The sequence below is a fragment of the Limnohabitans sp. TS-CS-82 genome (assembly GCF_002943475.1).
The window spans coordinates 1-15744 of record NZ_PTQX01000029.1; the positions used below are offsets into that span (position 1 = coordinate 1).

General features: G+C 52.4%; 8 protein-coding genes. 4 read left to right on the forward strand and 4 right to left on the reverse strand.

Annotation, left to right across the window (positions count from 1 at the left end):
- The 4 genes from C5F52_RS29355 to C5F52_RS29835 all read left to right on the forward strand — a co-directional run.
- A partial coding sequence (locus C5F52_RS29355) for a nitronate monooxygenase family protein (protein ID WP_104801883.1) occupies positions 1–1083 on the forward strand: 1083 nt, incomplete at its 5' end.
- Between the two features lie 80 nt (positions 1084–1163).
- Positions 1164–1748, forward strand: coding sequence for a hemerythrin domain-containing protein (locus tag C5F52_RS29360; RefSeq protein ID WP_104801884.1), 585 nt, complete (start codon positions 1164–1166; stop codon positions 1746–1748).
- A gap of 243 nt (positions 1749–1991) precedes the next feature.
- Complete coding sequence (locus tag C5F52_RS29365; RefSeq protein WP_104801885.1) at positions 1992–2831, forward strand: ArsA-related P-loop ATPase; 840 nt, start codon at positions 1992–1994, stop codon at positions 2829–2831.
- Between the two features lie 38 nt (positions 2832–2869).
- The gene (locus C5F52_RS29835) at positions 2870–3109 is read left to right on the forward strand and encodes a hypothetical protein (RefSeq protein ID WP_146100205.1); all 240 of its coding nucleotides are present in this window, start codon (positions 2870–2872) and stop codon (positions 3107–3109) included.
- A gap of 902 nt (positions 3110–4011) precedes the next feature.
- On the opposite strand, the gene C5F52_RS29370 is transcribed toward C5F52_RS29835, so the two are convergent.
- From C5F52_RS29370 to C5F52_RS29385, 4 genes are all read right to left on the reverse strand, one after another.
- Positions 4012–9339 carry a hypothetical protein gene (locus tag C5F52_RS29370; RefSeq protein WP_104801886.1) on the reverse strand — a complete coding sequence of 1776 codons (5328 nt, stop codon included), beginning with the start codon at positions 9337–9339 and terminating at the stop codon, positions 4012–4014.
- Between the two features lie 159 nt (positions 9340–9498).
- The gene (locus C5F52_RS29375) at positions 9499–12474 is read right to left on the reverse strand and encodes a KAP family NTPase (protein WP_236658057.1); all 2976 of its coding nucleotides are present in this window, start codon (positions 12472–12474) and stop codon (positions 9499–9501) included.
- 253 nt (positions 12475–12727) lie between these two features.
- The gene (locus tag C5F52_RS29380) at positions 12728–13984 is read right to left on the reverse strand and encodes an RES domain-containing protein (RefSeq protein ID WP_236658058.1); all 1257 of its coding nucleotides are present in this window, start codon (positions 13982–13984) and stop codon (positions 12728–12730) included.
- A 297-nt stretch (positions 13985–14281) separates the two neighbouring features.
- Complete coding sequence (locus C5F52_RS29385) at positions 14282–15097, reverse strand: hypothetical protein (RefSeq protein WP_161499788.1); 816 nt, start codon at positions 15095–15097, stop codon at positions 14282–14284.
- Positions 15098–15744 lie beyond the last annotated feature (647 nt).

Below are 15744 nucleotides of genomic sequence, written 5' to 3' on the forward strand. Positions count from 1 at the left end.
GCATCGGGCCTGGCATCAGCCGTCGCGCGCATGGGCGGCATGGGCACCATCTCTGCGGTGGATCTACGTCGCCGCCATCCTGACTTGATGATGGAGACAAAGCACCTCGACAAAGAGCCAGATGCAGGCGAACGCATTGACAAGGCCAATCTGATTGCGCTCGACCGCGAAATAAAAATAGCCCACCAAAGTGCGAATGGCAAAGGCGCCATCGCCGTCAACATCATGAAAGCCCTGAGCGCCTATGAGGCGTACATCCACCAAGCATTAGAGAGCGGTGCAGATGCGCTCGTCGTGGGTGCAGGCTTGCCTTTGGATCTTCCTGAGTTAGCACGTGATTACCCGAAGGCTGCGTTGATTCCTATCCTTTCCGATGCCCGTGGCGTACAACTTCTGGTGCGCAAATGGGAAAAGAAAGGACGCTTGCCGGACGCGATCATCATCGAAAACCCACGACTGGCGGGTGGCCACCTAGGCGCCGCCAAAGTGGCGGACCTTGGGGATTCAAGGTTTGATTTTGATGTGGTGATTCCCCAGGTACTTGAATTTTTCAAGACATCAGGCTTCGAACAAGAGATCCCACTGATCGCAGCGGGCGGCATCGACAGCCATGCACAGATTGCACAACTGCAAAGCTTGGGCGCCAGTGGCGTTCAACTCGGAACTGCGTTTGCTGTCACAGAAGAATGTGATGCCTCGTTGGCCTTCAAAATGATTTTGGCCAAGGCGAAACCGCAAGACATCGTTGAATTTTTGAGCGTTGCAGGCTTGCCTGCCCGCGCGGTAAGAACGCCATGGCTGGACAAATACCTCCGCATATTGCCCATCCTGCAAGAGCGTGCACACGCCAAAGCGAAATGCAATATGTCGTTCGACTGCCTTCAGCACTGCGGCCTACGCGATGGCAATGCGAGCATGGGCCAGTTCTGCATTGACCAACAGTTGGGGCATGCGCTCGACGGTGATACACAACGTGGCCTCTTTTTTCGCGGTGCAGGCCATTTGCCATTTGGCGAGCAGATACGAAGCGTGCCAGACCTCATTCGGCATTTGCTGACCCCGGTTGCCGTCGATCACGCATGAAAATCGTGGGGCTTTGACATGCGTCAACACCATCCATTTCAATTGACCAAAAATAATGGTCTTAATAAAAAGGAAAAAAAATGGGACATGCCTGCATACAAGTCATTTATGACGAGCACTCTTCAATCTCTGCCATTTTGAAATCGTTACGCATGATGATCAGACGCGGACCGCAAAATGAGCCAGAAATCTTCTTCGATGTGATGCGCGCCATGCTGTTTTATATTGATGAAGTACCTGAAAAGCAGCACCACCCCAAAGAAACGGCTTTCTTGTTTCCACCTGTGGCACAAAGATCACCGCAATGCGCCGAACTGATAGAACAGTTAGAAATGGATCATGAAAAAGGGGAAGCCTCGGTGCGTGAGCTTCAACACCTGCTGCTGGGTTGGGAAATATTAGGGGAATCACGTCGTCAAGCCTTCGAAGAAGCAACTTTGAAATTTGTAGACTTTTACAGTGAACATCTACTTCTTGAAGAGTCAATCATCATTCCTGAAGCCTTGAGGGTTTTGACAGAAGAAGATTGGACCAAACTCAACGCTGCATTCGAGATAAATAAAGATCCGCTCTCGGGAATACAAACGCGTGACCCTATCTATGACCGTTTGTTCTCAAAGATCGCCCTGCGTGCACCTGCACCCATTGGACTAGGACACGAGTAAATTCGCATGACGTAGCCCCTACTCTACTAACCTACACACTTAGATGTGATATAAGTTCAAGCCTCTAGACACCAGATACAACTCTGTTCCAAGCTACCACTCATTTCATTTAGCTCGACTCTGAAAATTGAACTCAAATAATTTGGGCCCAACCAGTTCGATGTCGTGCGGGAGAGTCAGACTGCGCTATGAAAAGTGTCTAGAGGTTTGGGGGAATGCCATACGGCTTCAACTGTTGGTGCAATGACGGCAAAGAAATTCAGCTTTCTCGTAGAAGATCTGTCCAAGCAAGATCATGGATTGATCATGGTCATGGGTAAAGGGGGCGTTGGAAAAACAACGATTGCCGCTGCATTGGCTCTGGGTTTGGTGGATAAAGGAAGAACAGTTAACCTTAGTACAACTGACCCTGCGGCCCACGTGGCTGAAACATTGAGAGAGCAGGTTCACGGATTACAAGTCAGCCGTATTGACCCGAAGGTCGAAACGCAAAAGTACATCGACAAAATCATGGCGGCAAAAGGGCCATCACTGAATGAAGATGAAAAGGCGTTGTTGCTTGAGGATCTGCAATCGCCCTGCACCGAGGAAGTGGCTGTGTTCCATGCGTTCTCTCACATCGTTGCGCAGGCACGAAGCGGGTTTGTTGTGTTGGACACAGCGCCAACAGGTCATTCACTGCTCTTGATGGATGCCGCTGGTGCTTATCACCGTCAAATGATGAGCACCTTTGAAAAACAAACCGGCTCATCTGTAAACGTCGTTACACCGTTGATGCGATTGCAAGACCCAGACTACACCAAAATTATTTTGGTGGCATTGCCCGAGGGAACGCCTGTCTCGCAAGCATCTGCGTTGCAAGATGATCTAAGACGAGCAAACATCGAACCTTATGCATGGGTGCTGAACCGATCCGTGTTGGCCGCAAAAACAAAAGATCCGCTGTTAGTGGCACGGTTGCAGGGAGAGGTCAAACAGATGCAGCGCATCAATGATGGACTGTCCAACAACTTGTTTGCGATTCCATTCCAAGCTGAACCACCCATTGGTGTTCATGCTTTGCATGATCTCTTGATTAAATAATTAGTGAATCATGCACGTCTAACCACTAAGACTCGTTTTTGTTCTCAAACATTGCTACCGTCAGACCGAAGTCTTACGATTTTGCTAACCGTCTCAACTCGGTGGCCAAGCAAGTGCTGGGCTATTGGGGTATCGAGATGATCGTTTCGGAGAAAGATGCCCCCCGAAATGCACTCACGAAATTCCTTGAGCAACTGATGTTTTTCCTACCAAGAGAGCAGACATTGCACATCGACGGCGGCCTCGTCTGCGCCTTCGCGCCAACAGAGTTTGCATAAGCTATTGCAGATCTGGCCAAACCTATTGTTCTCACCTCAGATTGAACGTTAAAGGACCGCTTCTGAGCTCCCAGTTCAACGATGTGAAAGTCGGCAATCGCTAAACGGTCATGCGCACCACGAAGTCCAACCTCGGATTTAGGTCGAAACCTCGCCTAAAAATCTTAGTCCAAAAATTTCTCCATCTTGCCTTTAAGTCCCCTTTGCCCGACCAATCAGAGGGTCAAACTCATCAACTCAAACCCGCATTAATGCTGGACTCAGCTCATGGACACGTCCACAAGCTTGAAGAGAAAAGAGAGATAAATTCACCTGTAACGACCAGAAACCACGGAAACGTGACCGAGTGTGTCCACAAGCAATGAGCCGAAAGCCCGCAAATACAGGGCTTTGAAGCAAAGAAAAAGGGGGACAGAGAAAGTTCTGTCCCCCGTGTATGGTGGTGGTTGGTTGACTATTTACGAACTTGCTATTTCGACTACTTAGTAATTAAAAGTAAATGAGCGTGAATGCTCGGTAAGAACTTAACGACAATATTGCACCAATATTGTGCGCACATAGAACACTGGATTTGAACCAGCGTCCACAAGTTAATTTCTCAGCAGCCGGTTAAATCACAGCGCTGGCCAGCACCATATCTCGCGCTGGAGTGCTTAGGCAATAGTGGAGGGGGTCAATGACCTCGGAAAGAGCATCGTCAAAAAGATTTCACAAAGCCTCCAGCGTTGGCGGTCCGTCTGAGGACTGGTGCACAACGCCCACTGACGGACTGTAAGCTGTTATCAGAAACATAGACGTCATTGAACGACCGAAGGATTAAGAAAACTAAACCCCGGGAATCTACGGAATCGTCTGGGAAATCTATTCGTTTGTAAATCAAAATTCGGGGACACCAAGAACCTCTATCTTGCTCTGCGAGGCGAAACGCGGGGCTTGCGTTGTCGCATAAGTCGCTGTCGTGCTGCGGCCTGTTGCGTCCCGAATCGACCATCGATTTCAGCCAAAGTAGCTCGCGCACCATAGGCATCAATTTCAATCATTGCTTCGAAGAGGTCGACGCCGGACTGACGCGATGGCCCCCCGAGTCGATGTAACGTAAGTGCGAGATCGGTAAGTTGCGGGGCAGCTATTGATGTTCCTGTCCGTACATCACCGAGTCCGTCGCGCCAAGCTGTTACCAGCTTCTTAGCGATATTTGCTACTAGCTCCGCCTCGTGCGGGAGTAGCGCCTGTAGACGCTCCACCACGAAATGAGAGGGCGCGACGGACACATCGGTAACAGGATCAGCCAATGCGCGCAGCAATTGCAATGTCGATGTGTCAGGCACAAGTTCGCTAGTTACCCTAAAAACGTCCATTACCACCGCTACCAACTCTTTCGTTGCCCCCTTGAGCAATGCGACCAGTGTCTGACTTGCACCCAATGCAAACTTCTTATCAGCCCTAAGGTTGACAGCTGAATGTGCCAAGCCAATCTTGGTTTGATCACTACCGGTGTCAATGATTTCATCTCGCGCCAGCTCCCAGTCACTCCTTGCATTTACCGTGGACACCAATCCAACAAGTTCGCCATATGCCTGCTGAAGAAATGCACGGCGTGATTTTCGCCAATCACTGATGAGATCGAACACCAGTTGATCATCCCAGCTCTGAGCATGCGCAAGAAAGATGACAGCTTCTCGGGTTTCTAGAATTTCGGGAAAGCGGGCAAAGACCTTGCGAAGGAAACTTGACACCACCTGCGGTGTCGATCCTCCGGCATTTTGTAGTCTATAGAGAAGAGCCTTCCAGATCTCCGGATCGCGCTCACGTAGGAAGTGTTCTTCCAGGAGTGCGAAGTACCTATCCCGACCAGCTTCCTTCATCCTTAAAAGAATAGATGCCAGCGCCGATAGCACGTTGAAATTACCGCCAGGGAGTGCTGATACGCCGCCATAACCCCACAGAATACTCCCGTCCCTCAACTCACCATCATTCGAATCGAAATCAGATTCGCTCTCCGCAACAGCACTACCGACCTCCCCCGAAGCGGAAGTACCTTCCAACCATTCCACCAGTACGCCGATGACCTCATCGCTAATTTCATTCGTTCTGGCTGCTATCTTTTCGATCGCACGAGCGGCAGAATCCGTAAACTCCCTTGCCCGAAATCCGCGAGCGTGCAAGTCGAGGAGCGTCTCAACGATACGGCCGTCGTTCGGACCATCGTCGGCCATCGCCTCGAGCGCATAGCCGGCGGCTCGCTCCTGCTGGAGAGGCTCAAACTGTTCCACAAGACGGATTGCTCGCTCAGGGTTGGCTCGCGCGAACTCGGCGAACGCCCGAGAGAGTTGAATGTTCCCGCCTCGCGACCAGTGTTTCGGATGCTCCCAGTCTGAGTTATCTGGAATCTCTCGAAAGATCCCGAGGATGTCACGATCCTTGGCCTTGGCCATCGCAGCAGCATCCATGGGCGACCCAATGAAGCCCCCCTCGCCCATACGTATAGACCAATCGAATCGACTCCCCAACGCGCGCTGCTCAGTGGCCACAAGTTCGCGGTTCTCTGGGGTCAATCGCTCTATGCCTACAGCTTGGAGGAGGTCCTTCCTAGTGGCGCGAACGAGGTCGGCGAAATTTCTGCGCTGTTCAGGGTCCTTGAGATGGACCGGAACGTCCGGGCGATAGCTCAAGACCGCGTTTTCAAACCGAGCCATCTCCTGACCAGACCAAGTTCGCGCACAAGCGCGCAAGAGATCGATCGTCGTGCTTCGATGGCCATAGGCAGTACCAAGTTGAAACCTCCGAGTATCGAGAAGCAGCCATTCGAGAGCTTTCGACGCCAGCTGATTTGCCGCAACTTCGAATCCGCGCGCGATCAACTGCTGTACAGCCATGACCTCAAGACTCGAGTTTGCATTCGCCCACTCCAAGAACTGCTCTTGCGACTTTTCCGCAAGCTCCTCGACGGCCACCTGAATGGCGCCGATCACAGGTCTTTCTCGCGACGCCGGGCGATTTTCGGAAGGTGAAACTTCAATCTCGAGAACATACTGTCCAGGATAGATATACCCAACGTCTTCGCTGTCTTTTCGAGCAATGATCTCGGTGAAGACAGATACGTACCATGGCCAACAGGTATGCAGAAACGTCGCTGGCGCAGCCTCGGCCAACGACGGAATGTCGTCCCACTCCGTCGAGTCAAGCAGATCCTTGAGCGGCTTCTCTCCGCCGTGGCGAACGTACCACGCGGTCTTCTCGTCCTCACTGCCAGCCGCTGGAAACGGCGGCGGCTCAGGCCTGTCCTTCGCCTCTGATAGCATGAAGTCGAACTTCGCTCGGACGAGCCTGAGTGCAACATCTGGCTGTTCTATCGCAAGTGTCATTGCAGCGTGGCTTACATGCCAAGCCGCGACCGTGGTGCGGCTAAGGACAGTTCCTGCGATATCTTCAACTTCTGCAGTCCAATGTGGGCACTCCTGTATGGTCATCCATGAGTAGGTGTCTCGCTCTTGATGTGGAAGCCAACACTCCCCAATGAGCTGAATGACGCGCTCTCTATTCGTCTTCCATGCGAGTCCAAGGATTCGAGATGCTTGGATAGCCTCAACATCGGAGCCAGACATGGCATCGCGAATGGCTGTTAGAGCGAAGTGAGAAAACCAGCCCGAGCTACTTCCGATCGCTTTGAGCCCGACCAATCTTAGATGGGGTGAGTTCAGCACTTCGGCTATGCACATCTTCTCGAATTCGAATGGCTGCGAAACTTGCCCGAGAAACTCAATCAACAAGAGGCGAAGATGACGCCGCAAATTAGTTGTCTTCCAGATACTAACGAACTCTCGTTCGTAGGAGTTGACCTCGGTCCCTCGAAGATAATTCAAGGCCGACCAAACCTTCGCCCTAACGAACAGTGAGTCCTGTCGTTCTAAGACGTAGACCGAGAGAAGCCCCGACGTTCGAACAAAGGTTCTGGCGAGAACGTAGTCGAATAGCGTCTGATGACTGAAGGCAACTCTGAGAGAATTTTCAGACCTAACAACTAGACCCAACGCTTCTAGGCGTCTGAGAGAAGCTAGACGGTCATCGAAACGCGCAGCTGCAAGCCAAAGCACCTCTTCCTCTGCCATCTGCCTGGCAAGATCACTGGCAAGTGCGATCAGACCGGCACTATCATCCGCTGAAGCAACACGGGCTGTCCAGAACTGCTCGAGCATTGCTTGATACGTACTGAATGGTTCTGTTCGACCTGAGCTCGCAAGCGCGACAAAAGTCTTCAACGCTTGCGGAATGCGCATCACATCCCGCGCGTTCTCCGGCCAAGCATCAGGGTCCACGCCGATCTCAGCGAGTCGCTCCTTGACCTCATGCCATGGCGGCAACGCCAACGTGACTGCTTCAGCTTCAATCGCACGGAGTCGAACGTCATGGTTGAACTCGAAGGTGCGAGCGGACAAGAGGACATGAACGTTAGGCGCATTGCCAATGCATCGAACGATATTTAGCAGGACATTCAATCGCCCGCTTCGGAGGTCGAGTTGGCTTGCAAGCGCGTCAAGTTGATCAATGAGGACATAAACGGGCTGCAGCACCGCTAGTTTCAGAATAAGCTCGGTCGGTGGTGCGTGCAAGCCCAGTTCTTGCTGCAAGTCCGATTCAGTCCATACCTCCGTTGCCAGCAAGTCTGCCTTTAGGGCGAAAACCGGTGCACCGTTCTTCAGTAGGTCGGCCGCGATCCTCGAAAGAAGAGCGGACTTGCCTGATCCCGGCTCTCCAAGCAAAACTGTTACGCTTGTATGACGCTGAAAACCGGCCTCAATGCTGCCCTGCTCCGGCCGCTCCATCCATCGACCGTTCGGAAGTGTCTTCTCCCAGGAGAGAAGATCGACGGAAGCCCCTTTTAGGGCCGCCTTCGCAGCTTCCGCTTCGTTAACCCTCTCTAACGTCGCCGCACCAAGGAGTGTGACTCCGCTGTCTGCCGCAGCTTCCCGAAGCTTTGTCAAATTCATAGCCGCGAGGTCGCTCTCGCGAACGCTCATCACAAGTCGAACTGAGCCAAGATCTATTCGTATCAGTTTCAACTGTTCATCGTCAATCGCATGCTTAAGGCGCTCGACCACGGCATTGACCTTCTCATCGGGCCAATCGTCTTTTGAACCTTCGAAGTTAAATACAAATTCCACACGGCGCTCCGAAGGCAAGTCGCTGCCGCTCCCCTGAGCAGGGACCGTCTTCCTAGGATCACCTCCTACTATCGGTCCTTCCGTCGTGGGAACCTTGCTCCGAAACGAGAGGATGCTGAATGCGAACGCGGCGGCGTGAGCCGCCGCAATTGGTTGATGTAGCTTGTCGCTCGCATGATCCTTTCCGGCGCACATATCCGAGATGCCACGCACAACAATCGCGGGCGTATTTTCATGATGTGCGGCGTTCATGGCCCCCCACCCCTCCATTTCTACAGCTCCGCAATCGTTGAAATGAGAACGAAGCAAAGCAAATCGAGGTGACTTCCCGCCGGCCACAACCTCCTCCCCGGAAACAATTCCCTTGATGGTAGCCAGTGGCGGAAAATCGCAGGGATAGTCGGCCCGGTTTGGGAGCGCCATTCCCGCAGGGGCACGTATTAGATCTATCCATTCGTTCGAGTAGATGATGCCTTGAGAAGCAGTCAGGAGCTCACGCGCGGGAACCAATGAATGGGGTCTTACGAGCGTCTCCGTGTCTTCGACCTTCGCGGAGTGGCCGTTATAGACGTAGTCGCCAACCACGACACTGCCGATCGGGATGTCTGCCTTCAACGACCCGGCGACGCCGACGAACATTTGGGCATGGAAGCTTCCAAACTCCTGATGCGCTTTACTGACAACGAGGCTTGCGTCGGTGTTTCCCTGTGACGTTATTGCGTGAACGATAAGCCAATCCCCTGCAGGTTCGGAGAAACGACCGTACTCGTAGTAGGCTCCCTTCTCACCCACAACCACTGCCGGATCGGTTAAGAAGGCCTTCACGGAGCGACTCTCGCTAACAACGGTAGTAACTACGAGCGCGCGCCGAGGATGCGCCTGGAACTCGTCCTTCACTTGGGTGGGCGTTCGATAGGTCAGCCCTCCCTGCGGATTTGTCCTAGCTGTGAGTCTCGGTTCAGATTGCCGAATAATCGTCAATGGCGCAGCTGGGCTCTGGTTCAGGGTTTGCGTTGCCCCTGATATTTCTTCTTCAGAATTGCCAGGCAATCCAAGCAGTTTCTTCAAAGATTTTAGAATACTCACTACATGCCCCCAGGAAAAACTGCAACGTCAATAAAGCAGGCGTCTTCCAATCAAAGACGATCATAATCCCAGTATGGGGCGGTGGCTGTATCGGTTCGGCGAGTATCGACAGGACAGGGCCAAGCTCTCAAAGAATCGCCTTCAGCCGTTTGGAACAGGCGTAGCGGAAGCCGCCTCTTGAGCCAAATCGTCTAGCACAGCAAACACATCAACCAGGTAGTCGCGATAGAAAGCCGTGTAGCCAGGCATAAACACGCATCGCTCGTTGTTTTGGAGTTCAAGCTTTCGGATGTAATCACGATGCTGCAGCCAGTACATGCCCATCGATTTCGGATCGAGCCCGCCGAGTAGACCTGCTTTAGTCGCAACATATCCATCCTCATCTCGCCCCGTATTGAACGGGCTACTCAAATGAGATAAGCAGTGATCGAGGAACCTGAGCACATTGTCGACGTCAACCTTCGGATTGAAGCAAAAGCCAAAGACATACTCATTCATCAGCTTCGATATTCCACCGTTGTCCTCAGTCCCGACTTCATCGTAGTGGCCGCAACCGACGCCCGAGCCATTCGGGGCGAGTGCATTGCTGAGCTGATAGATCACGAACGAACCGACAATGGAGCGTGCAGCGGCGACTTTACGGGCAAGCGTTGAGTCGCTGTGCTCGGATCCGGGGTCCTGCGAAGCCTCCGCATGAAGATGCGAAAAGGCTTGACCCAGAAGTGCCTCTACGGGAACTTTATATGCTTCAGCAATGAAGTTCCGTCCAGCGTCAATGTAGTCACGCTTGAAAAGTGAAAAAATGCGCTGAGAGAGCTTCCGCATCCCCAGCAAGGCCAGCTGATTGACTAACCCGGAAGTTGGGGCTTTCATGTCCTGGTCGACGATGAGTGCTGCGTGTAGGTTGTACAACTGCCCCCCGCGATCCGCAGAGCACTGCAACCGGAACAACATGAGATCGTTCCAACCCAGCACGCCGCGGTCTGGGCTGGCAAGCCGCTCCAAAAGGCCTTTACCAACGAAAGCCTGCTCACCAAAGATGCGCCGCGCGATCTCTATGACGTTTTCCGGACTGTTTGTCCGTCGCCGACCAGCTGTACGACCCCAGCCAGAGCGATCCAACAGCCGCAACAGCGAATAGACTGACCTCGGCCGTAAGCCCCGATCATCGTTGTCGAACGATGAATAATTTGGCAGGTTATTGACTAGAGTTTCTAGGGCATCCTCGGCGGTCGCGCTAGTGAAATCGTGTGCCTGATTGACCAGAACCCTCCAGAACTGATCGTGCGCGGTTTCCTTTTGTTCCAACACAAACTCCGCTTGCGCTAAAACTGAGGCGATGGATCGCCCCTGTCGAACTTGAATGACAGCTGATTGGTAGAGAACGAAGGTCTCCTGTGGTTCCGGTTTCGCGAAGCGCACTATGAGCCTCAAGAAGCTCTCCAGGTTCCTGGTATCACCCGTGTTGAAACATGCGCGTGAGCGGAGTACGGCCTCATCAACGTTACTCCGATCGCCGAGTTCCAAGACCTCTACATCAAACAACTGTTCTAACAAGAACCTGGCTGCCCCTTGTTGTTCCTCTTTGACTTGCGAAAAACCATCAGCGTTCTTGAACCCTGGCTCGTCGTACTCTCGCTTTACTGAAAATGTGCCGCTACGTCCCTCTGTTTCCTCGGCGTAGATGCGTCGAAATAGTCCAGGGTAGTTCAAATGCAGCAGCACCAGATTAATGAGGTCGCGCCTATTAAAGTCCGTTCGTCCCAGATTTGTTTTCTCAATCTGCATGAGAAGAACAGCATTGATGAAGCGCTTGATCTTACGTAGATCACCGATCAAAGGCAGATATTTGGCTGCAGATTCACTCCCCAGGACATCCGCAAGCTCATTAAGAATTTCACCAAGCTTCACCATCGTGTCCGATGGCACGGATCCGAGTTGACTTTCGGCGCGTTCCCAATCACGTCGCAGGAAATTGCGAAGGCTGGAACTGTCCACAAACAAGCTCAATTTGACCGTCACAAACTTCTCAAGGAATTCACGTGCTCTGGCCCCCTCCTCTTTTCCACCTGCCAATACCTCGGTGTCATAACAAAGGACATAGGTCGCCTGCGACAGTTTGAATGTGCGCCGCGTTGCGAACAGAACGTTGTTGACCGATTTCGGGTCCAATCGGTCCAAGTCGTCAATAACGACAATGACTCGTCGACCAATGCGGCGAAGAACATCGTCAATGTCATCAAGCAGCTCATCGACAGTTTCCTGAGACGGCTCCAGTGAAAGCTTAAATCCTAGGAACGAAATGTCTGCCTTTCCCTTTATGAGGCGAGAGTACCTTGAGGCAGCCGGTTGGAACTCTGGTGCAAATACCCTGGATTGAATAACTGCGGATAAGTCGCGAATCAAGCGGTCGGCGAGATCCGGCTCCGCCGCATATCTAAGAGGCTCAAACCGACAAACAATTACCCTATCCGCAGCTCGCTCCCAATAGCGCTCGGCAAGATTGACGAAGCTGGTCTTTCCTACCCCCCACGGGCCATCGACACCGAAGACTAACCCCGAATGCGCATCGCTTGTGAGGACGGTCTCTGCGAACGACTTTGCTTGGGCTTCATTTGCGAGCAGGTCGTCGCTCTCGCGTCCGATCTCATCGTCCGCAAGAAAACGGAGTTGCGAAACGACCTTCCGCCTTCTAGGCCAATGCCGCTGGAGGAGCGGGGACAACAGCATAGTGCAGAGCAGCAGAAGAACAAGTGGTGCCCAAAACGGGTTTGACACTTTCAATAATGAGTGAAAACTGGAAAACCAAGGCATGGCCAACTCGTTTGACCAAGCCCCCAAGCACATTGCGATTAGCAGGTCAAAACGAAGGCTTCGTACCATTTGTACAGCAGAAGTATGCGCACCACGATTAACAGCGTAGACCACACAAACCGCCAGTCCGACGAGAACCGCAGTTGCCCTTGTCCAAAGGGGAAAGTCAGCAATCTCGGAGGCAAACGCAGTTCCTAGGTAGTAGGTTGCCCTACAGACCTCTGCGGCAATTAATCCAACAACGAACATCTTTGCAAAAACCAAGAGTTCGGGCATCTTCATCGTGGGCTTGATAGCAGCCATTCAGCAGTCCTTCCTTTGAGTCGTTAGCACCGTATACGTGCGGCGACTACCTGAACATTTTTGCCATTGCGTACTGCGGCGAGCAATTCTTCTATGACTGCAAGGCCGAGGGCGTAGGTGAATCCATGCTCACGAAGTGTGTCCCCGGTGCGGCTCCCCCTCCAGCCGAAGTTGAGCGCCCAGCATTGAATTCGCAGGTAGCTCTTGGACGATAACGACGCCGATCCCCAAGAAATCATGTCTACGGTACGACTCACTGCTCATCCACTTCAAAGTAGACAGGGGCAAACCTCTTGCGAGCCTCATCACTCATATATAGGTCGTGAATGCTGCGGTATGTGACAGCCTCGGTCTTTATGGCCTTGACCTTGTGGAAGCGAAGCGAGCCATCAACAACTGCAAGATTGGCTGCGGGCTCAAACCGATCATCTGACTCTGTTCCAAGGGCGGCTTCCATTTCACTAGGCTCCTTGAACTTCTTGACACTGATGACAACGGCTTCAGGGAACAAGACCAAGTTCATGCCTTGCTCGCCTGTCTGCACAGACGGGAAGACTAGGCCGTCGACCTGGTTGCCAAAACGAAGCCGCAGGTATTCGAAGACAAACTGAGTTGACAAGTAGCTCAATTCGTCGTTTCTTCCCTTGGGCTTGGACATCTTCTTTACCAGCGATTTTAGGAAGGTCTTGAGGTGCTGCGTATCCAAGTAGCCCACATCCAGCAAAGTTAGCTTGGACGGTTCGACTAGTTCCAGCTTGGTCAAGTCCAAGAACTTCAGGGATGTGATCGGTGTCATGGCGACACTCACCACATCGTCACCGGTGATGGAGCGAATCTCGCTTAGACATGTGTCCCGCTCAAGAGCGCAGTACAAGGCAGAGATTCCGTTGGGCGTCATCCGCTGACTGCTGGCCCTGTCCTTGGGTGTTGGACCAAGCTGTGACGCCGGGTTATCTGCAATCTCCTTTGCCTTCTTGTAGCTGTCGGCACTGCGAGCGCGGTAAAGTTTGGTGCCGTGATCCAGGGTGCGAATGACCTCAGGTTTTAGCTCGTCCTTATCGGAGACAAGTAGCTTGAAAACCGAGTCAAGGAAGCCACGGGCATTCGGATTGAAGAAGCGATGGACATGCCTGATGTCATCAATGAACTTGGTCCAACGGTCTTCATAAAAGTTGCGTTCCAAAAACCCATCGTCGTTGTAAAAGTGGGTCTCCTGGCCTCGGCTATTAACCTTGAACTCGTCAGGGACCCCATCACAGAGGTCATCAAAATACACTTCCTCACCTAGGTTGAACCACTCCATCAAAACGATGTCATAGCTAGCCACATCGATGTCGTCCGCTCCCAACTCGTAGACCAGGGCATGCTCGTAGCTGGAGAGGTCGTCTTCCGCTGCAATGTTTTCCTTGACCCGCTCGTAGATGTAGTTAAAGAGGAACTTGGACTCGACGGCTGTGGTTGACTTGTTGCAATAACTGCAAGTCCCTAGTAGCCCATGATGATTGACCAAGTTCTTGAGGACCTTAGGGGTTACACATGCTGAACAAATCATCTTCTCTCCCAGATGGATTGGGTTAGTGTACGAGGTAGGTCAGAAGTCCGCATTGCTCTAAACGTCATTTGATAATGACAGCTTGGCACCTACCCATCTATTAGTGACTGTTCAAGCAAGACTGCATATGGCTGCCAGTGAATACTAAGAAGCGTCAAGAAGCTGGCTTTCGGCACGGCAGCTCTGCCGGTCAGAGTCGGCTTGCTGCATACCCCGGGAAACCGGATACGGCTAGAAACTGTCACTGTGCCAGACCTAGAACGGCTTCTGATGCGGCTCCGCAAGAGTTGATATGAGCAGGTTCAGAGACGTGACACGCGCGAGTGAGGCCTCCTCCATTAAAAGGTATAACTGCGCAAGTACAAAGAAGGTCTCAAACTGAGTCCTCTTGTGAAGCGCTATGAATTTCTGCCGAGCGTCTCTCTTTGCGTTAAGTGCAGCCGATGCGCTTGGCAATTGACTCCGAAGGTCCGCCAGTAATTCTGGGGCGCTGACGTCGGGTGGCACCGTCGTAACCGCTGAATTCAGAAGGCGCGCGTCGGCCAGTAGCTTGCGCGAAATGCCTTTATAAAACGCAACGTATCCACCGTATCGGAGGACATTGGCAATTGTTTCATCTGCCTTCCGCATGCGCGAATCCTTAGCGTCTTGTACGCTGAGCCAGCCTAACACCTCAGGAGTCGACGCGATATTGGTTGGCAATGTCTTGTAGCTGACACCTGCTTTAATCATTCTGAAGATACGACGCAGCAACTCAATCTCGATGCGTGGCTCCCTCCTGGCGTCGATCGCTATCACTTGAAGTCCCGCTTCATGGGCAGCGTCCAGCTCGGCGACACAGGCTCCCGTTACGTCACTGAACTCGGAGGAGCGAGCCAGCATCCCAGGCGTAATAACACTCGGATCAAGATCAGAGAAAAGTGGACGACCAACTTTTTCAAAGCCAACCGCAATGAGCTTTGAGCAGAAGGTTCCTCGCCTGTTGGCGAGTGAAAGGAAATGCCACTGGGACCCAAGCGCACCCAGATGGTCATATGAATGGGCAAACAATTCTTCAATAACTTCGCTCAAAGCTTGCCCATGCGCGCGTGGCACAGGACGAAGAACCCGCAACCACTCACGTTTGCCCGCCTTTATGCCAGCGACGCTCCGTCTCTGAACTCCAGACAACGTGGCTTCAAGCAGCATCCCTGGTCGAGTAACAATCGCTGCATGGCTGAAATCCGATTTGGTGAACCACCGAATTGCACCTCTTAGCAAGCCTTTGTCAGAACTTAGTACAACGTCGTTTACCTGGATAGTATCTGGCCGTAATGCAAACATTTCTCACCCTCTCAAAGCCCATGCGTGCGCAATAGAACTCGGATTGTGCCCACCCAGTGAATGCTTTTGAGGAAATTCAGGTCGGGTTGTTGAAAGATGATTCTGGTGCGGTAGTCGGAATGGGCCATCTCGCCACTTTTCGTATTTCAGATTCTTCCGCAGGCGTGACTCAACTGGGAGCTAGACGCCTCACTGGGTCGCAATGAGTCGGTTGAGTGTTGAATTGCATCCAATAGTGAGCCACTAAACCTAGGTATTTGCATCCAAATTTGACCCACGTAGTCAAACTGTCCTGCTCAGCATTGAGCAGGAGGCACAGGAGTGATCAACGTGGCGTTATTAAGTGTGATCAGGCGGTGGCACCTGAGAGATGGAATGAGCATTCGGGAAATATC

Coding starts and splice junctions, on each gene's coding strand:
- C5F52_RS29360 (WP_104801884.1), top strand. CDS start 1,164: ATGGGACATGCCTGCATACAAGTCATTTATGACGAGCACTCTTCAATC.
- C5F52_RS29365 (WP_104801885.1), top strand. CDS start 1,992: ATGACGGCAAAGAAATTCAGCTTTCTCGTAGAAGATCTGTCCAAGCAA.
- C5F52_RS29375 (WP_236658057.1), bottom strand. CDS start 12,474: ATGGCTGCTATCAAGCCCACGATGAAGATGCCCGAACTCTTGGTTTTT.